This is a genomic window from Oligoflexia bacterium, from assembly GCA_034439615.1.
Classification (GTDB): Bacteria; Bdellovibrionota; Bdellovibrionia; order JABDDW01; family JABDDW01; genus JAWXAT01.
Genome location: JAWXAT010000018.1, coordinates 1 through 18088, shown reverse-complemented (window position 1 = coordinate 18088; position 18088 = coordinate 1). Strand labels below are relative to the sequence as shown.

Genomic DNA, 18088 nt, shown 5'->3' with positions numbered 1-18088 from the left:
TATGGATATTTTGCGTGCACAGCGTTACAAGCTCTGATCATCGGGAACAATATGTGCGTAATACCTTTGGCTCATATAGGCCACTACTGCGAGCCAGAAGATGAATTGGTGTTGAACTTCTGCATCGCCGAAATTCCATTGCGTGAGCCCACCTACATGAAAGGCTAGTTGGGCGCCCAGAGCTGATAAGGCAAAAACACGATGCCAGTAGTGAGTTGTGGGAATTGTGGAAAACAATCGTGCTGTCATCAACACAAAAGCTAAAATGAAAAGCATGTAACAACTAAAACCTAATATTCCGGTAGTTGAAAGAAGCTCTACATAATTGCTATGTGCGTGGCCCGCAAGGCCTTCTGGAATTCCCAATTTTTTATAATAGGTATTTGTAAGTGGTTCATTTTGTCGGTAACCAACGCCGATCCAGGGGTGGTCATGAAACATGGCCATGTTGGCTTGCCAAACTTGTTTGCGTTCTTCATTGCTGTTGTAATTTTGTGCAAATACCGAGAGTGCACGTTCTCTAAAGTTTGAATCAAATTTGAGAAGACCGCCGCCGCTGATCGCAAGAAGTGTGACGGTGATGAAAAAAAGTTTTCGGCTTGCGAAAAAAGCCATCATGGGGAGGCAGACCAGAAGTGCAATCCAAGCACCGCGTCCGTATGTAAAAATAATGCTCGTGAATATGAGCAAGAATGAAACGATAAACAATGCAATTTGCCACCAGCGATTTCTACGAGATAAAAGTAGGGCTGCCCAGGGCAAACATAAAATCATCATGAAACTATGGCCATAGGTTAAATGATGACTGAAAAAACCTACTGTCGAATAAACGCTTTGATCTCCCCAATTCACTTGAACAAGGGCTCTTTGGCTTAAACGCCAGAGATCAATGCCTGAGAAGTGTTGCCAAATACCATAAATAGCTATGAGCGAAGCACAACCCACGAGAATGGCAAATACACGATTAAGATTACGCACGAGTTGAAGTGAATAAGTAAACATCACGAGCAAAACAAGGTTTCGTAAACTTCCCAGAGCAAACCAAAAATCACCTTCAGGCGCGTTTATTTTTAAGCCACAAATCACAACGATTATGAAAATCAATAATGGAAGTTCAATCCCTATTGTGTGAAATTCGAGATGTTTGTTTTTACTGATGCGATCAACGATTGTGTAAAGAATGAAAAGTAATGCAATCATCCAGGCAGTGATTTCCATACCAGCCATAGAACAAGTAAGTGAAACGACATATAAATAAGTAAGAATTATAAGAGGCTTTGCAAGTACGGCCCTGATATTCGATTTTATTCGTTGGGACGAAGTCATTTCTTATACTTTCCTGTGCTCAGAAGTATATTTTGGTATGCTTGAATAGTTTCGTCGACCATCCACTTAGTATCAAACATTTTTAGTATTTTTTGTCGTGTTCTTTCTCCGATGCTTTTAGTATCGATTTGACCTGAAACAATCTCTAAAAGTAGGCGACTCAGTGTACCGATCTCAGTGGGTCGTAGTAAAAAGCCGTCAACTCCATTTTCAATGATATTACTGCTCGTTCCAACTTCACTCGCAATCACTGTTTTACTACAAGCCATGGCTTCTAACACGGTGGGTTCAAAACCTGAAGATTTGCTGTATAAATTGACGTAAGCATCACTGGCATTGATGTACACGTTGATCTCTTCGGGAGGTAAGGTGCCTGTAAAATGCACTTTGCTTGCCAGGGCAAGGTGGAGTGTGTGGAATTCTAATTCTCGACGCTTTGGTCCATCGCCGGCAATAATCAGGGCTGTTTTTGGTTTTTTTATTACTACCCGTTCAAAGGCTGTGAGCAAATTTTTGGTCTCTTCAGCATTATCCATGGGTGTAACCGTAAGAATGATTTTGGTATCAGGCTCAATTTCAAGTTTTTCTAAGATCTGGGCTTTAGTATCGATAGGCTTAAAACCCCGCGTGTCTATTCCAAAGGGAATCACGTAGGTTTTTCGAGAGGGAATATAGTAATAACGCTCCAGAATGTCTCGTTGCTGGTGACTTCCTACAAAAATGCCATCTGCTCGAGCCAGTTGTTTGTGTTCTTCACCAAAAAAACTTTTCATAAATCTAAAGCCTACGGCCCAGCATGTTCTAAAGTAACTTAAGAAATTTTCTTCAGTCATGCCCAATATTCCAAATATTTGATCAAGTTGGATGACGTTAACATCCACGGCCAGATTGATGTTCAGAGTCTTTTTGTTCAACGCAATATTAAGCCCCACGTTATCGACGCAATGTATTAAGTCTATTTGTTTTTCAAGATGAAGTTCTTCTACACGATCAAGTGCGGCTTCTTTTGAAGAAAATGATGGATCTCCAGAAAATGATGAGCCCAGGTAGTGAATTTGAATTCCATTTACATTTTGTATGGCGTTAGCAACGTGATGTTCAGCGGTTATAACAATGATTTCATGGCCGCGGGCGACCAATTGTTGAGCTAATGACCATAGATAACCATAGTCGTCGGCAAATTCCGACTGTGGAAACTTTTGTGTGACAAAACAAATTCGCCAATGCTGAGGAAGTGGTTTTTTCATCTCTATTAGACCTATTCGGGAGCAAGAGTTAAATCAACTATAGATTGGCAATCTAGAAGAGCCTGTGTATTCTTGGAGGCCTAAATGTGGAGGAACACCAATGAGCCAGTCTATGTTTCCTTTTTTTGATCTTACAAGACAACATCAGACAATCAAAGACGAAGTCATGGATGTCGTAAATCGTGTGTTTGAAAAACAAGCATTCGTTATGGGAGATGAGGTTACACTTTTTGAAAGTGAAGTGGCAAAGTACATGGGTGTTAAACATGTGATTAGCTGTTCTTCGGGTACTGATGCTCTTGTTTTGGCACTTAAGACAATGGATATTGGCCCAGGTGATGAAGTAATCACATCACCCTTTAGTTTTTTTGCATCAACAAGTTCGATTTTATTAACAGGGGCAAAACCTGTGTTCGTTGATATTGATCCTGTGACATATAATATTGACCCTGGTTCGTTAAGCAAACACATGAGTGATAAAACAAAAGCCATCATGCCTGTGCATCTTTTTGGTCAGGCTTGCGAGATGGATTCGATTTTGAGTTTTGCAAAAAGACATAACCTAATGGTTCTTGAAGATGCCGCACAATCTATTGGTGCAAAATATAGCGATCATGGTGCTGGTTCAATGGGCACAATGGGAGCTGTAAGTTTTTATCCGACAAAAAATTTAGGTGGTGCAGGTGAAGGCGGAGCTGTTTCAACAAATGATGACAAGCTCGCTGAAAAAGCAAAACTTTTGCGTGTACATGGTATGAAAGTTCGTTACACCCATGATCTATTGGGTTGGAATTCTCGTCTATCAGCTATTCAAGCTGCAGTGTTGAGAGTAAAACTTCGACATTTAAATACTTGGGTCGCTCGTCGTAATCAATTGGCACGTCAATATATTGAAGCATTGTCACCATTAGTAAAATCAGAGCGTTTAGTTTTACCCAGAACAGTTGGTGGGCGTAGCCATGTTTGGAATCAATTTGTGGTCTTGGTAAATGATCGTGATGGCATACGCAAAAAATTAGATGAAAAAGGAATTCCTACAGATATTTTTTACCCCAAAACAATTCCAGCTCAACCTGTTATGAAAGAATTGGGATTTAAAGAGGAAGGTTTTCCGGTTGCCGTTGATTGCGCTAAGCGAGCACTTGCACTTCCTATATTTCCAGAGCTTACTGATGGTGAGCAACGAAAAGTCATTGAAGCACTTACCGCCGTGTTAACAGATCAGAATACACGCGGCTAAATGCATTTGAAATAGCATCAAAGCTAAGTTCGTGGCGCAAAGCCAATGCACCTTGTGAAAGGTTCTCAAGTTGTTCTGTGTGATCAAGTAGATTTTGTATATCGTTTCGAAGTGCCTCTGTGTTTCCAATCGGGGTAAACCAGATGTTTTCTTTATGTTTAAAACCAAATTCAGAATAATTTATATCGTTGGCATAAACTACAGTGGGTAGGCCTTTAAATATGACTTGTCGTAAAGGGCCAGAGCTTCTTTCTTCTACGGGAAAATCAAACGCAAATACGCAAAGATCAATAGCACTCAGGGCTGACCAAAGATCGTCATCTTCAAGAAAACCAGAAAAAATCACTTGATGAGAGATTCCTGCTTTCTCAATGAGATCCATGATTTTTTGGCGGTATGAGGGTTTTGTGAGATTCCAACTAGAAAGTGCTAATACTTTTAACTTTGGATCTTTTTTCAATAGAGGTGTAACGGCTGTGATGAGATTGTGAAAACCCTTTGGTGGTGTGATGAAGCCGACAAAACCTATGACTTTATCATCAGGGTTGATATCCCATCTTTGTTTTTGTTCAAATTTGGTTCTGGCAGGCAAATTTTGTTTAAACTGTGAGCCAAGATTAATGACCTGAATGCGTCTGTCATAATTTGCTGGGAGATACTTGAGCATTTTTTCTTTGTAATGCCTATTGGTCACAGTGACTACGTCACTAGAGAGAAGCATAGGAATAATTTTTAATTTTCCAAGTAAGCTTACGTTCGGAAATTCGTGAATAGTAGTGATTAAGGGTAGCTTCCAAGTGGTGCGATTAATTTCAGGCAAAAGATTGACGAGCACTTTTGATTTAGCACTTGCGATTGCTGTTGGGTGATTGATGTGAATAATGTCAGGTTTGATTTGAAAAAATAAGCGCATGAGTTTTGGGAGATCCGGCATATTCCAACCACTCAACGCTTTATGAACAGTAACTTTGCCAAATGTCGGGCGAATTTCAGGAATGCTTGACGTGATTACATGAACGTCGTGCCCTTGCTGCGCAAGTGCTTCGGTAAGATAACCTGCGTAAATGCCTGTTCCACATTTTTGATAATCGGGGAATGTGCTTGAAATATAGGCGATGCGTGGCACTTAGTTCACACTTTGATAATCTTGATTAATTTTTTAAGTATATTTCTGTTTGCTTCGGGTATCTGAAGTTTTTCCATTTCATCAGGGTCAACCCACTTTAAGTCTTCGTGATAAACTGTTTTGGGTTCACCTTTCCAGAAATGAACATCATAAAACATGAGCAAAACTCCGCGCTCACCATAAGAGTGTGTGTGAACGAGGCGAAGCTCACCAATTTCAGCTTCGATGGCAAGTTCTTCCATAAGTTCACGTTTGAGAGCTTGTTCGGGAGTTTCTCCTTGGTCTATTTTCCCGCCAGGAAATTCCCAAGAACCCGCTAAACTTTCTCCTTGAGGTCGTAAACCTAAAAGGATTTTGCCATTTTTTCGCATAAGACCCGTTACTACTGGAATCCATACGCTGCGCTTTTTTGGTTGTTTACCGGGTGTTCTAGAGTCCATGAACTTAGCTTAGGCGAGAGAATTACTTTTGTCACGAGGCGTGTAAATATTCCTTACAGAATTATTAAGAGTTTATACTTTTACTTTTCTGCGGAGCGTCCTTATTGTGGGTCAAAAATAAGGGGAAAATATGGGACGGGGAAAGACTTTAGTCATTTTATGTGTATTCATTTTTACATATCAATTTGCTCATGCGGAAGAAGGGTTTCACCCTCTCTCGACACTGGCGCCAATATTTCAGCGTACTGAAAAAGCGACTGTTTGTATTTATGCAGTCAGCAGCAACGGAAAAACAGCACGGGGTACTGCATTTTTAGTTGGGACAAAAATAGAGAAAAATAAAACTATCGGAATATTTCTCACCAACGCACATGTTGTAGAGCGCATTAAGTCTGATTTTGCATATAACTCTCGAGTTCAAGTTGGTTATCACTATCAAATTCTAGGTACCGTCGTTTCTACTTCAGATGCCAATTCTTGGATCACAAAACTTACTAATTACGGCGCTAAAGATTCAGATCTCGACATGGCACTTGTTGAAATTGAAATGCCAAAAGGGAGAATCCTTGAACCTGTGCAATTTAAAGTTGATCCAGTTTCTGCGGGTGACCAAGTCTATCTTTTGGGTAACCCCGCTTTAAATATGCGTAAAGTTTGGAATGTGCCAAAACCTGAAATATATCTAGTGACTCTGTGGTCTCAAGGCATTGTTAGTGGGTACGCCCAATTTGAGGGACGTAAGAATTCTAAACTGCAACATCGAACTCTTTGGCATACTGCTGATACCTTAGAGGGAAACAGTGGTGGACCAGTGATGGATAGCTCTGGTTATGTAGTGGGTATCACCAAGGCGCGGATGGGTTCACCAGAATTGAATAAAGAATATAAGTATATAAAACATCTTAAGGGAGTCGCACTTCCTGCAAAAGAAATTCAAGAATTTCTGCGAGCCCAGGGTATTTATTGAAATTAATTTTATAATTAATCGATGATGCGAACTTCGGGTATTGGAATCACGAATTTTCCGCCCCATTCTCTTAAGAATTGGGTTTTATCCATGATCTCTTCTTTGAAATTCCAAGGTAAAATAAGTACGTAATCAGGTTTTGTTTCTTTGATTTTATCGGGATGCTCAATAGGAATATGAGTGCCGGGCAGTAGGCATCCGATTTTATGAGGGGAAATATCGACGGTATAATCTAAAAAGTCTTGTCGAATTCCGCAGAAATTTAAAAGTGTGTTGCCTTTTGCAGGTGCACCATAACCGACAATCGTTTTGCCTTCACGTTTTGCAGAGATAAGAAATTCTAAAAGTTTTCTTTTAGTATCCCACACCTTGTCGTTAAATTTTTTGTAAGTTTCAATTTTATTTAAGCCTGATTTTGCTTCTTTTTCTTTGAGGCGATCAATATTGGGAGTGAGTTTATGTGTCGTATCTTCTTTGTGATGGGCATAAATTCTGATGGAGCCCCCATGAGTTGGCAATTCTTCAACATCAAAAAGTGTAAGACCATGGTGATTAAACACGCGTTCAACTGTTTGAAGTGAGAAATAAGAAAAGTGCTCGTGGTAAATTGTATCAAATTGATTTTGTTCAATAAGATTTAGTAGGTGAGGAAATTCCATGGTGAGCACACCATGATCATTGAGAAGAAGTTTCATCCCTTTTACGAAGTCATTGAGATCAGGAACATGAGCTAAAACGTTATTACCTAAGAGAAGATCTGCTTTTTTACCCGACTCAATTAATGTTTGTGCTGTTTGTACGCCGAAGAATTTTACAACAGTTGGAATCCCTTTTTGCTCTGCTACTTTGGCTACGTTTTCAGCAGGTTCGATTCCTATTACGGGAATATTCTTTTCTTTAAAATATTGAAGTAGATAGCCATCATTACTCGCAATTTCGATAACCAGGCTTTTGGGGTTGAGCCCAAATTTTTCGATCATGAGGCTGGTGTATTTTTGGCAATGTGTTAGCCAGGTTTTAGAGTATGAAGAAAAATAAGCGTAATCGCTAAAAATGGCTTGAGGTGTTTCAAATTCTTCAACTTGCACAAGTAGGCATTTGTCACAGATAAATGCATGAAGCGGGAAAAAATACTCTAGGCCCCTTTTACGCTCTGGACGTATATATGCATTTGCTAAAGGCGACATCCCAAGATCGGCCACTGACGTTTTTAGTTCAGTTTTACAAAATCGGCAATTTCCATGTTTCATAATTTATTCTCCGCATACCAATCGATAGTTTTTTTCAAACCATCACGTAAAGTTACTTGAGCTTTAAAATTAAAGGCCTCTACTGCACGTGAAACGTCAAGTTGGCGTTTGGGTTGCCCGTTGGGACGATTGGTATCCCATTGTATTAAACCACTATAGCCCACAAGATCTTTTACAGTTTCGGCTAAATATTTAATCTGCGTTTCTTCATGTGTACCTAAATTAATGGCCTCGGGGCCATCATACTTTAAAGTGGCTTCAATAATACCGCGAGCACAATCTTCTACATATAAAAACTCACGTGACGGACTGCCATCACCCCAAAGTGTAACAGTGGGCGTTTCATTTGTGCGGGCTTCAACGAATTTGCGAATCATGGCTGGAATAACATGGGATGATTCAAGATCAAAATTATCATGGGGCCCGTAGAGATTTGCGGGTAATAAAAAAATTCCAGAGAGATTATATTGCTGGCGATATGATTGAAGGGCAACTAACAATAATTTTTTAGCTACTCCATAGGGAGCATTTGTTTCTTCGGGGTAACCGTTCCAGAGATCTTCTTCTTTAAATGGAACTGGAGTAAATTTTGGATAAGCGCATACGGTGCCAGCGACTACAATTTTTTTAACTTTAGCTTTATGACTTTCATGGATGACGTTGATGCCCATAGTTGCGTTGTCATAAATTAAGTCTGCCGGGCATTTTTGATTTAAACCTATGCCACCCACTCGGGCAGCGAGATGAATCACTAGATCTTTATTTTTCACAGCTTGTGCTGCGTCTTGGGGCTTTCGCAAATCGCATTCGCGACTAGTGGGGCAATAGATATTTTCTTTTTGAGCACCACGTTCAATAAGTTGTGCTACGAGATGGCGGCCTAAAAAGCCATTGCCACCAGTGACTGTGATTTTGAGATTTTTGAAATCGTTATAAAGTACTGGGTTTTTTACGTTCCAAGATTTTGTGTCGCTCACTGTATTTCTAACCCTTCATAATAGTTGTAGGGTCAATTCCCTCAGCCTTAAGATCTTCTTCAACCATCAGGCGAACAAGGCCTTCGAAAGAAAGAGTTGTCTTCCAGCCGAGCTCTTTACGTGCCTTTGTGGGATCTCCAATGAGCAAATCAACTTCAGTAGGTCTGAAATAGCGAGGGTCAATTTTGACATGCTCACGGTAATCTCGGCCAACTAATCCAAAGGCGATTTCTAAGAATTCTTTAACGGTGTGTGTTTCGCCGGTAGCGATAACATAGTCATCAGCTTTTGGTTGTTGAAGCATCAACCACATTGCTTCAACATAATCTTTTGCGTAACCCCAATCGCGCTTGGCATCGAGGTTTCCAACAAAGAGATCTCGCTGTTGACCCGCAACAATCTTGGCTAGGGCTCGAGTGATTTTGCGTGTAACGAATGTTTCGCCTCGACGTGGACTCTCATGATTAAAGAGAATACCGTTACAGGCAAACATTTTGTACGCTTCACGATAATTTACGGTGATCCAATAGGCGAAAACCTTTGCGCAACCATAGGGGCTGCGTGGGTAAAAGGGTGTTGATTCTTTTTGTGGAACTTCTTGCACTTTTCCGTACATCTCTGAGCTTGAAGCTTGATAAAATTTGGTTTCAATCCCTGAATGTAAAATCGCATCGAGTAAACGAACTGTTCCGGTTCCAGTAATATCGGCAGTGTAATCGGGCATATCGAAACTCACGCGAACGTGACTTTGAGCCCCTAGATGATAAACCTCTGTTGGTTTGACGGCCTTAAGAATTTGATTAAGATTTGTTGAATCGCTGAGATCGCCATAGTGAAGAAAAAGTCGTGTGTCTTGGTAATGAGGGTCGCGGTAAAGATGATCAATTCGACCTGTGTTAAATGTACTGGCGCGACGGATGAGTCCGTGGACTTCGTAGCCTTTTTCTAAAAGAAGTTCAGCTAAATAAGACCCGTCTTGGCCTGTGATACCAGTGATAAAGGCTTTCTTAGTAGTGCTCATGACTCTCCTTTAAAATAGGCACATTAATCAATTCACGTCTCATTTGCGAGTAATTTTTCCCATTGCCAGGCGTGCTCAATAATCACTTTTAAGTCTTGATATTGGGGGGTCCAATGCAGTTTTTCACAGATTCTCTCTGCCTTGGCTACCAATAGGGGTGGGTCACCCGGTCTTCGTGGGCTGTGAATGACTTTGAAATCAACTCCACTGACTTTTTTGACCATATCAATAACTTCTAAAACACTATGGCCCTGCCCGTAACCCACGTTGGCAGTCAGGGTGGGTTTACCATTGAGGAGATGTTTCAGTGCTAAAATATGGGATTCAGCTAGGTCTTCTACATGAATATAATCCCTTATGCAGGTGCCATCGGGAGTTTGATAATCGTTTCCAAAAATTTCTACTTTTTCTTTTAAGCCAAGAGCCACTTGGCAGCACACTTTTATGAGGAGAGTTGACTCTGGGCTACGTTGCCCGATGCGACCCATTGGATCAGCTCCTGCAACATTGAAATAACGAAGAATCACATGAGTAAAATCAGGGTTTGCATGTGATGTATCTTTTAAGATTTGTTCACTCATCAATTTGGACCAACCATAAGGGTTTATAGGTTGGAGTTGAGAGTCTTCGGTAATGTGCCCTTTTGTTTGTACTCCGTATACAGCTGCGGTGCTTGAAAAAATAAAATTCTTTATTTTATGTCGGACACAAGCGTCTATGAGTGTTAGTGTGTTTCGAGTGTTGTTTTGATAATACTTGAGTGGGTTTTTTACAGATTCAGGGACAACTATCGATGCTGCGAAATGAAGAACGGCTTCGATTTTGTGGGTGCTAAAAATTTTATCAAGGACTGCTTTGTCGCCTACATCTCCAAAAATAAATTGTTCATTGTGTAATAGGCTTTCTCGAAAACCTGTGGTGAGGTTATCAAGTACAATAACTTCAAACTTATTTTCTGTAAGCCTTCGAACAACATGGCTACCGATATAACCGGCGCCACCTGTGACTAAGATCTTCATCCTCGCAAGAATAAGAGCATTGGGGTTGAGAGTCAACATCTCAACTTATTTATACTTTGTGTTAATTTTTGCTGAATAACAATTCTTGTAAGGCGAGTTTGATAAACACAGGATTAGTGGAGAAGTATCTTTTGGTTAAGCGTCTTGGTTCAGACATCATGCGAAAAGCCCACTCCATTCCAATTTTTTGAACGATACGTGGAGCTCTTGGTTTAACGCCCGCATAAAAATCAAAGGCGGCACCTACTGCAAACCAAACTCCTTGAGAGGCATGCTGGGCCATTTGAACTACGTAGCGTTCTTGTTTGGGGGCCCCAAGACCAACCCAAACATAGTGAGCTCCACTTTCTTGAACTAATCGCAGCTGCTTTTGTTTTTCTTCTTCTGAGAATTCTTTAGCAAACGGGGGTGAGTAAGTACCGGCGAGTTGCCCTTTGAATTTTATTTTTATTTTTTCAATAACTTCGGGAGTTGAACCTAAAAAGAAATGTTTGCCTTGAGGATCTTCATTAAAAATATCTTCCATGAGATCAACGCCTGAATAGCGTTGAGCGTTTTTTTGCCCTTTTGCCTGGAGTAGCCACGCAATGGGAGTTCCATCTGACATCACGAGAGTGGCTTTTTGCAAAAGTTCTTTTAGAGTTTGATCCCATTCTGATTCTACAACGACATGTGCATTGCACAGAATGACGGATGAAGCTTTGGGCTTTCTCGATTCTTTAATGAGAAAACCGAGAGTTTGTTTTTGCGATAATGTTGAAAATGGAATTTGAAATAACTCAAAAATTCCATTCATTAGATAATGCCTTTTTCAGTGGCCAGTTTTCGAAGGTTGGTATTTGATTCAATGAAATTTTTAAAAATTTCATAACCCTCAACTGAACCTGTTTCATAAAAAGGTTCATTGACGACAAATGGTGTGATTCTTTGATCTTTACATGCTTGGGTGACGAATTGTGCGAGATCGAATGTTCCTTCTGGACTATTTTTTATAAAATAATTTTTACTAAAAACTGACATTCCATAATCAATAAATTCCATATCCGGTGTGATATTGAATTTATCATAAAACATTTGACCGTTACGATAGGTTACGTTGCTGGTGTCTCCGATGTTTTGATTTTTCATGATTGAAAAAGTAACTGGGTTTTTTGCTTTCACATGTGTACGCATGAGTTTAACAAGATTAATAAAGAGAAATGAATCGCCATAGGCGACAAGAAAATCTTCTTGCAAGTGAGTTATTGCGCGCTTAACGGCCCCACCTGTACCTAGTGGTGAAGAGCCGTCGTAAGAAAATTTTATCTTCGGATAGATTAATGATGTTTTTGTTTGAAGATATTTTTCAATCAGATCACCTCGATGACCAAGAGCCATGATGACTTCTGAAACACCAAGGAGTCTTAACCATTGAAGTTGCCAGTCAATAAAAGTCTGAGAACCAGCGGGTAGTAAGGCTTTTGGAATATCTTTGGCGATTGATTGCATGCGGGTTCCGAGCCCGCCCGCTAAAATTAAACACTGCATGGTAATTTATATCCATTTTGCCGATAAGCAGCGCGTACTTGCTCTAAAGCATAAGAGGCTGATTCAAGATCTCCCCAGAGAGGTTTTTGATTTTTCACATGATCAACGAGATTTTCTAAATCGAGCAGCCATGATTCATCTTTTTCATTGAAATCAAAAGTTTCAATTATTGGAGGGCCCATTTCAGGAAGCATTTTATAATACGTGAGTGTTTCTTTTCCGTAACTTCGACCAAGACCGTTTATTAAAATTTTTCCGGTACGGCCATAAAGTTCGATGGAGAAAGTGTTTTTCCATTCAGAACAACTCACATGAAATGTAGCCCAACGTTTTTTATCAGAGAGTGTGAGGACCGCATTATCGTCGACTTTCATATCCCAAAAAGAAGTTGTTACAAATGATGATTGCAAGGGTAGTGGGCCTAAATACCAATAAATAAGATCTAAAATATGAACACCTTGATCAAGAAGTTCACCGCCACCGCTTAATTCAGGAATCGAGCGCCATTCTTTTTCGTAACCCACTCTGGCCCCATGACCATAGCGCGCACGCAAATACATCATCTCGCCAAGTTGGCCGTCATCGATGAGCTGACGTGCTTTTAAAAGAGCTGGATGAAAGCGATGGTTAAAACCGACTTTCACTGCAACTTTATTTTGTGCAGCAGCTTGTCTGAGTTGATTTACTTCATTCACGCTGATGGATCCTGGTTTTTCAACAAGGACATGCTTTTTAGCCATGATGGCTTTAAGTGTAAGTGGTGCCAATTCTCTATTGGTTGTGGCGACAACAATAATGTCTGCGTTTGATTCTTTTAATAGTGAATCTTCACAAGCGTATGATTTTGTATTGAGATCATTTGCAAGTTTTTGTGCACGCCCTTGATCGGGATCATAAACGCCTACGACATCATGATTGCCTCTGTCTTTAGAGCGCTTTTCACCGATATACCCGCAACCAAAAAAGGCGAGCTTCATGATAATCTATCTTCAGGTAAGATGCGTCTAAGTGTGTAGATTTCACTTTTATCAAGTTTATCTGCCCACTCGTGAAAATTAGCCCATTCATCCCAAAGTGAAGCAATAAGTTTACCTGTAACAACTCCACCTTTGGGCCCAAAGAGGTAGCTCACAAGTTCAGCTGAAATTTCAGGATTAGCACCGCCTTGTTTTATTTGCTTGACGGTATTATCGTAAAATTCTTTGCCTGCTTTTTCAGGGCCCGCATTGAGAATTTCTTCAGTGAGTTTTGTATTAACGGCCCCTGGAGCGATGCTGTTTACGGTGATATTAAAAGGTCTTAATTCTTTAGCGACAGTTTCACCAAATCTCACTACACCGGCTTTCGTAGCGCAGTAGCTACTTACATTTGGAATAGGTTTTGTGGCGCCACCACCAGAAAGGAGAACGATTCTGCCGGGCAATTTTTTTTCAGTTAAAATTTCAGTGAAGATTTTTACACTCATAACAGTACCAAAAAGATTAATGTCTACTGCATTTTGCCAATCTTCCCAGGAGTTTTCAATTAAGGTTCCTACCGGGCCATGAATTCCAGCTGCAGTGACTAGGCCCCACGGAGTAGCATCAGTTGCCTGGCATTCTTTAGTCATCCAGTTTTCAATAGATTTATAATCTCGAATATCAAGTGTGGTGATATTGATTTTTCCGCCAGATAATTTTTTTGTTTCTTGAAGTTCATCTAAGGTGCGAGCGCACCCGCTGACGCTGTAGCCTTCAGCGGCGAGTTTTAAGGCAATAACGCGACCGATACCTCGACCCATGCCTGTGACGAAAACAAGTTTTTTCATAGGAGTTCCTTTTTCGTCGGCTTACCGGGAATAATAATGTGAAAGCCTTTTAAAATGTTTTTTGGGGCCAAATGATTTTTCGTGTCGATGAGAACATGTTCACTCATTAAGCGATGAATTTGTGGCCAATCAAGTTCAAAAAATTGGGGCCATTCTGTGACAAGTACTGCTGCTTGTGTATTTTCAAAAGCGGCCAGTGGATCTTTCATCAATTCAAAGGGTAAGTTTTTGCGTTCTTCTGGAGACAACTCTGTCAAATCGGCCATGGGGTCAATTGCTCGGCAATGTGCGCCTTCTTTTGCCAAAAGTTCTGCGATTTGTAAGGCGGGAGATCTACGTACGGTGCTCGTGAATGGTTTGTATGTAACACCCATTAATACGATAGTTTTATGTGTGAGTGTGCCTAATTGGGCTTTAAGTGTGTCGACAACCCATTGATTGCGTTTATCGTTAATGGCGTAAAGATCATTGAAAAAATTAATATCTTCTTTTTTCTTAGCAAACTTACTTAAGGTCTTCACATCACGGGCAAGTGTACCACCGGCAAAACCGAGACCAGGGCGTAAAAATGCTTTTGGCCCCACTCGTGAATCTTGCTTGAGGCTTGAGACAACATCCCAAGCGTCAGCGCCGCTTTTTTCACAGATTTCTGAAATCTCATTTGCAAAAACCACACACGTAGCTAAAAAAGAATTCAGCGCATGTTTTACCATTTCAGCACTTTCAAGGCTCATTACATTTAGTGGAGTTGTTTCATTGCCTAAAAGTTTTTGAAAATCTTTTGCCAGTGTTTCTTGTTGGCTCATATCATCTAAGCCTAAGACCATGCGATCGGGAGTTTTAAAAGATTTTATGGCTTCACCAAGTCTTAAATTTTCTGGTTGATACATCATATGACCATGCCATCCAGGATGAAGCCTTAAGATTTCTTGACGAAATTTTCGACAAGTACCTACAGGGACTTGTGCTGTGACAAAAACATTTGTTTTATCTGAAAGTGATTTAAAAGCGCGTTGTGCACCTTCTTCGACAGTTTGGAGTTGTACTTCATCTTGTTCATTGATGGGAGTGTCGTAAGCAATGATCACCCAATTAGCTTTTGATGCCACGATTTCGGGCGTTGATGTCCATGAGAGGTCTTTTTTCCAGTGTTTATTTACCAGATCTGAGAGTCCGGGTTCATGAATGGGCGCAAGGCCTTGACTCCATTTTTCTTCGACTGATTTATTTTGATCCCAGAGGTAAACCTGATTGCCTGCATCGGCCAGACATGCACCGACAACAGAACCTAGGTGCCAAGCACCTACGACTAAAACTCTTTGACTCATGTGGAAACCACCTTAGCTCCTTCGAAATCAAAATTAAATCTCACTTCTTCTAAACCAACCTTGGCCATAGCTTTACGCAACATGCCTTGGTCTTTGGCATAAAACATTAAAAAACCACCAGCTCCTGCGCCAATGAGTTTCCCGCCAAGTGCTCCGTTATCAAGTGCTATCGTGTAGGCGTTATCAATGTCTGATTTAGACATATTGTTTGAGCGTTTTTTCTTATTTTCCCAATGAACGTTCATGAGTCTTGCAAATTCTTCGAGATTTCCTGAGACAAGAGATTTTTGAGAAGAGAGGCCCAATTCTTTTGTGAAATCTAAATTGCTGATCATTTCTTTATCAAGTTTGTCTGATTTTTCTTTTTGATCAGCGAGAACAGAAGATGCGCTTCGACTGTATCCGGTGAAAAAGAGCAGTAGATTATCTTCAAGTAAATGCAGTGTTTCGCTTGAGATGGGAACGGGGTGAATTTCGACGGTGTCATCTTTATGAAAAGTAAAAGAGGTGATTCCACCAAAGGCTGCCGCGTATTGATCTTGTTTTCCGACAGGTTGATTGAGGCGGTTGATTTCAATATCACATGCCATTTCTGCAAGATCTTCAGTGAGTAGATGTTGACGCTGATAAAATGAAATGGCTTTTAAGAGTGCAACGGTAAATGAACCTGATGATCCTAATCCGGTTCCGTCGGGAATATCAGCCATACTTGCGATTTCTAAGCGCGGATCAACTTTGTATGATTTTAATACTTCGCGAATAATAGGGTGTTTGATTTCAGAGATGTTCGCGACTCTTTCAAATTGCGAATATTTAATAATAAATTCATTTGGAAATATTTTATGTAGTGCGATGTAGATATATTTATTTATTCCACCCGCTACAAGTTGACCGCCAAATTTGCGGTAATATGAAGGAAGGTCAGTGCCTCCTCCGCCGAAAGTGATTCTTAAAGGTGCTCTAGTTATTATCATGGGGAAGAGTTTCTTCTAAAATGATCGCAATCTCAATGATATATTGATGTGGGGGGTATTCTTTGAGCGAGCCCTCATGCCGTTTCATTGAGCGCCTCATGTTGGATGTTGTTTAGGGGGCTTATTCTAAATATGCGGTGCAGTATTTTTTAATAAATGCTATATCCTCGAGCCATAATGGATACTAAAAAAAAGTCAATAAATGGCCTTACAGCCAAAAATTCAAAAGATAGCTGTGCAGCGGAAGCGTCGAAAGATAGCTGTACAGTGGAAACGTCAATAAATAGCCTTGCAGCGGCAACTGATATTAAAAATTTGCCAATTGCAGTTTCGTCGCGATCATTTTCTAAAAATGAAGAGCTTAAAAAGCTACTCTCAGCACATTTTACGTCAATCAAATACAATTTGACCGATCGAGTTCTTGAGGCTCAAGAGCTTATCGATTTTTTAAGAGGTGCAGAAGCTGCCATAGTTGGTTTGGATAAGGTTACTGAGAGTGTTTTAATTCAGCTTCCACATTTAAAGGTTATTTCTAAATACGGAGTGGGCATTAATAATCTTGATCTTTCAGCGATGAAACGTCAGGGAATAGCATTTGGGTGGACGGGTGGTGTTAATGCGCGGTCGGTGAGTGAGCTTGTTTTAAGCTTTATTCTGGGACTTTTACGCAATGTCTTTGTAAACAGCCGTAAAATTTCACAAGGCGTGTGGCGGGGCACGGGGGGAATTCAACTCTCGGGTAAAACCATCGGAATTATTGGTTGCGGTCATATCGGCAAAGACCTGATCAAAATTTTAAAACCGTTTGATTGTGAAATTCTTATCTGTGACATTCTCGACATGAAAGAGTTTTGTCTTGAGTGGGAGGTTGATCAGGTATCTAAAGTGAATGACCGGACATCTAAACAGATTGAGCGGGTATCTAAACAAATTGAGCAGGTATCTAAAACAGAAATTTTAAAACGATCTGATGTGGTGAGTTTACATGTTCCCTATGATTCATCGACTCATCATTTGATTGGGGCGAGTGATTTTGAATTAATGAAATCCACAGCCATTTTGATCAATACCAGTAGAGGCGAGATTGTAGATGAAAATGCCTTATGCGAGAGTTTAAAACAAAAAAAAATCGCCGGCGCCGCCGCTGACGTATTTGCGAATGAACCGGTTGGGAATTGTGAACTTGTGCGTTTAGAAAATTTCGTGGCCACACCACATATCGGGGGCAACAGCGTGGAAGCCGTGCAAGCAATGGGGAAATCAGCGATTGATAATTTGGTGGGGTTACTTGCCGCGAAGTGAGGTGAGGAGCTGTGCTGAGCATGTCCGCGCGGTGAGGCGAGTTGCGGTGCTGTGTGGAGCGGTAATGTTTAGCACAGATGGGTGGCGTAGTGTTGTTTGGTAAATACAAAGTGTTTTTAGTGACGGCTTAAATTTCAAACATTCTCAGTTTATAATTGCAATATTACATCATTATATCACTAGCCAGAAACCACTATGCACTATGCAAGGTGGCATGAACGGTAATGGTCAAATCATGTTGAGCTTAATGATTAATAAATTGTGGTTCAATGAATGAATATAATGTTATTCAAAAAATTAATAAATAGGTCGACTATTAATTATTATACTAACAACAACAGAGTTTGTAATGCCCCTGTTTCAGATCTCACTTCGATGGAACAATTGAGTTACTTGTTATTATAAAAACAATAATAATATTGCCCCCGCTTCAGATCGCACTTCGATGGAGTAACAAAGTTTGTAATCCCCCGCTTCAGATCGCACTTCGATGGAGCAACAAAGTTTGTAATCCCCCGCTTCAGATCGCACTTCGAT

At 40.4% G+C, this 18088-nt stretch carries 17 protein-coding genes; 3 read left to right on the top strand and 14 right to left on the bottom strand.

All coding sequences use genetic code 11. The annotated features are described in order from the left end of the window. Nucleotides 1–24 precede the first annotated feature (24 nt). Nucleotides 25–1326, bottom strand: coding sequence for an O-antigen ligase family protein (locus SGI74_04710; protein MDZ4676793.1), 1302 nt, complete (start codon nt 1324–1326; stop codon nt 25–27). After that, the gene (locus tag SGI74_04705; protein ID MDZ4676792.1) at nt 1323–2573 is read right to left on the bottom strand and encodes a glycosyltransferase family 4 protein; all 1251 of its coding nucleotides are present in this window, start codon (nt 2571–2573) and stop codon (nt 1323–1325) included. Before SGI74_04705 ends, SGI74_04710 begins: the two co-directional genes overlap by 4 nt. Nucleotides 2574–2673: 100 nt before the next feature. Between SGI74_04705 and SGI74_04700 the strand changes: the two genes are divergently transcribed. Further along, nucleotides 2674–3813, top strand: a complete 1140-nt coding sequence (locus SGI74_04700; GenBank protein ID MDZ4676791.1) for a DegT/DnrJ/EryC1/StrS family aminotransferase — start codon at nt 2674–2676, stop codon at nt 3811–3813. On the opposite strand, the gene SGI74_04695 is transcribed toward SGI74_04700, so the two are convergent. Both SGI74_04695 and mutT read right to left on the bottom strand, forming a co-directional pair. Further along, nucleotides 3776–4939, bottom strand: coding sequence for a glycosyltransferase family 4 protein (locus SGI74_04695; protein ID MDZ4676790.1), 1164 nt, complete (start codon nt 4937–4939; stop codon nt 3776–3778). The genes SGI74_04700 and SGI74_04695 overlap by 38 nt on opposite strands. A gap of 5 nt (nt 4940–4944) precedes the next feature. Continuing rightward, nucleotides 4945–5379 carry an 8-oxo-dGTP diphosphatase MutT gene (gene mutT, locus SGI74_04690; GenBank protein MDZ4676789.1) on the bottom strand — a complete coding sequence of 145 codons (435 nt, stop codon included), beginning with the start codon at nt 5377–5379 and terminating at the stop codon, nt 4945–4947. A gap of 130 nt (nt 5380–5509) precedes the next feature. Between mutT and SGI74_04685 the strand changes: the two genes are divergently transcribed. Beyond that, nucleotides 5510–6346 (top strand): serine protease, encoded by an 837-nt coding sequence (locus SGI74_04685; protein MDZ4676788.1) that lies wholly within the window; start codon nt 5510–5512, stop codon nt 6344–6346. Nucleotides 6347–6360: 14 nt separating this feature from the next. Here the strand turns inward: SGI74_04685 and SGI74_04680 are convergent, their stop codons facing one another. From SGI74_04680 to SGI74_04635, 10 genes are all read right to left on the bottom strand, one after another. Next, nucleotides 6361–7596 carry a class I SAM-dependent methyltransferase gene (locus tag SGI74_04680; protein MDZ4676787.1) on the bottom strand — a complete coding sequence of 412 codons (1236 nt, stop codon included), beginning with the start codon at nt 7594–7596 and terminating at the stop codon, nt 6361–6363. Continuing rightward, nucleotides 7593–8573 (bottom strand): GDP-L-fucose synthase, encoded by a 981-nt coding sequence (locus SGI74_04675; GenBank protein ID MDZ4676786.1) that lies wholly within the window; start codon nt 8571–8573, stop codon nt 7593–7595. The genes SGI74_04680 and SGI74_04675 overlap by 4 nt, the downstream gene beginning before the upstream one ends. 7 nt (nt 8574–8580) lie before the next feature. Next, nucleotides 8581–9594 (bottom strand): GDP-mannose 4,6-dehydratase, encoded by a 1014-nt coding sequence (gene gmd, locus SGI74_04670; protein MDZ4676785.1) that lies wholly within the window; start codon nt 9592–9594, stop codon nt 8581–8583. A gap of 32 nt (nt 9595–9626) precedes the next feature. After that, entirely contained in the window at nt 9627–10613 is a 987-nt protein-coding gene (gene galE / locus SGI74_04665; protein MDZ4676784.1) for a UDP-glucose 4-epimerase GalE, read from the bottom strand. 61 nt (nt 10614–10674) lie between these two features. Beyond that, nucleotides 10675–11409, bottom strand: a complete 735-nt coding sequence (locus SGI74_04660) for a WecB/TagA/CpsF family glycosyltransferase (GenBank protein MDZ4676783.1) — start codon at nt 11407–11409, stop codon at nt 10675–10677. After that, complete coding sequence (locus SGI74_04655; GenBank protein MDZ4676782.1) at nt 11409–12101, bottom strand: hypothetical protein; 693 nt, start codon at nt 12099–12101, stop codon at nt 11409–11411. The genes SGI74_04660 and SGI74_04655 overlap by 1 nt, the downstream gene beginning before the upstream one ends. 26 nt (nt 12102–12127) lie before the next feature. Next, on the bottom strand, nt 12128–13117 hold the full coding sequence (locus tag SGI74_04650; GenBank protein ID MDZ4676781.1) for a Gfo/Idh/MocA family oxidoreductase: 990 nt from the start codon (nt 13115–13117) through the stop codon (nt 12128–12130). Continuing rightward, entirely contained in the window at nt 13114–13947 is an 834-nt protein-coding gene (locus tag SGI74_04645; GenBank protein MDZ4676780.1) for an SDR family oxidoreductase, read from the bottom strand. The genes SGI74_04650 and SGI74_04645 overlap by 4 nt, the downstream gene beginning before the upstream one ends. After that, nucleotides 13944–15275: a nucleotide sugar dehydrogenase gene (locus SGI74_04640; GenBank protein ID MDZ4676779.1), complete on the bottom strand. Its 1332-nt coding sequence runs from the start codon at nt 15273–15275 to the stop codon at nt 13944–13946. The genes SGI74_04645 and SGI74_04640 overlap by 4 nt, the downstream gene beginning before the upstream one ends. Then, on the bottom strand, nt 15272–16249 hold the full coding sequence (locus SGI74_04635) for a galactokinase (GenBank protein MDZ4676778.1): 978 nt from the start codon (nt 16247–16249) through the stop codon (nt 15272–15274). The genes SGI74_04640 and SGI74_04635 overlap by 4 nt, the downstream gene beginning before the upstream one ends. Nucleotides 16250–16426: 177 nt before the next feature. On the opposite strand from SGI74_04635, the gene SGI74_04630 reads away from it, so the two are divergent. Further along, nucleotides 16427–17551 carry a phosphoglycerate dehydrogenase gene (locus SGI74_04630; protein MDZ4676777.1) on the top strand — a complete coding sequence of 375 codons (1125 nt, stop codon included), beginning with the start codon at nt 16427–16429 and terminating at the stop codon, nt 17549–17551. Nucleotides 17552–18088: the final 537 nt, after the last annotated feature.

What these genes read in the sequence shown, in the direction of transcription:
- SGI74_04710 (MDZ4676793.1), bottom strand. Translation starts at nt 1,326, where the DNA reads ATGACTTCGTCCCAACGAATAAAATCGAATATCAGGGCCGTACTTGCA.
- SGI74_04705 (MDZ4676792.1), bottom strand. Translation starts at nt 2,573, where the DNA reads ATGAAAAAACCACTTCCTCAGCATTGGCGAATTTGTTTTGTCACACAA.
- SGI74_04700 (MDZ4676791.1), top strand. Translation starts at nt 2,674, where the DNA reads ATGAGCCAGTCTATGTTTCCTTTTTTTGATCTTACAAGACAACATCAG.
- mutT (MDZ4676789.1), bottom strand. Translation starts at nt 5,379, where the DNA reads ATGGACTCTAGAACACCCGGTAAACAACCAAAAAAGCGCAGCGTATGG.
- SGI74_04685 (MDZ4676788.1), top strand. Translation starts at nt 5,510, where the DNA reads ATGGGACGGGGAAAGACTTTAGTCATTTTATGTGTATTCATTTTTACA.
- SGI74_04680 (MDZ4676787.1), bottom strand. Translation starts at nt 7,596, where the DNA reads ATGAAACATGGAAATTGCCGATTTTGTAAAACTGAACTAAAAACGTCA.
- gmd (MDZ4676785.1), bottom strand. Translation starts at nt 9,594, where the DNA reads ATGAGCACTACTAAGAAAGCCTTTATCACTGGTATCACAGGCCAAGAC.
- galE (MDZ4676784.1), bottom strand. Translation starts at nt 10,613, where the DNA reads ATGAAGATCTTAGTCACAGGTGGCGCCGGTTATATCGGTAGCCATGTT.
- SGI74_04660 (MDZ4676783.1), bottom strand. Translation starts at nt 11,409, where the DNA reads ATGAATGGAATTTTTGAGTTATTTCAAATTCCATTTTCAACATTATCG.
- SGI74_04655 (MDZ4676782.1), bottom strand. Translation starts at nt 12,101, where the DNA reads ATGCAATCAATCGCCAAAGATATTCCAAAAGCCTTACTACCCGCTGGT.
- SGI74_04650 (MDZ4676781.1), bottom strand. Translation starts at nt 13,117, where the DNA reads ATGAAGCTCGCCTTTTTTGGTTGCGGGTATATCGGTGAAAAGCGCTCT.
- SGI74_04645 (MDZ4676780.1), bottom strand. Translation starts at nt 13,947, where the DNA reads ATGAAAAAACTTGTTTTCGTCACAGGCATGGGTCGAGGTATCGGTCGC.
- SGI74_04640 (MDZ4676779.1), bottom strand. Translation starts at nt 15,275, where the DNA reads ATGAGTCAAAGAGTTTTAGTCGTAGGTGCTTGGCACCTAGGTTCTGTT.
- SGI74_04635 (MDZ4676778.1), bottom strand. Translation starts at nt 16,249, where the DNA reads ATGATAATAACTAGAGCACCTTTAAGAATCACTTTCGGCGGAGGAGGC.
- SGI74_04630 (MDZ4676777.1), top strand. Translation starts at nt 16,427, where the DNA reads ATGGATACTAAAAAAAAGTCAATAAATGGCCTTACAGCCAAAAATTCA.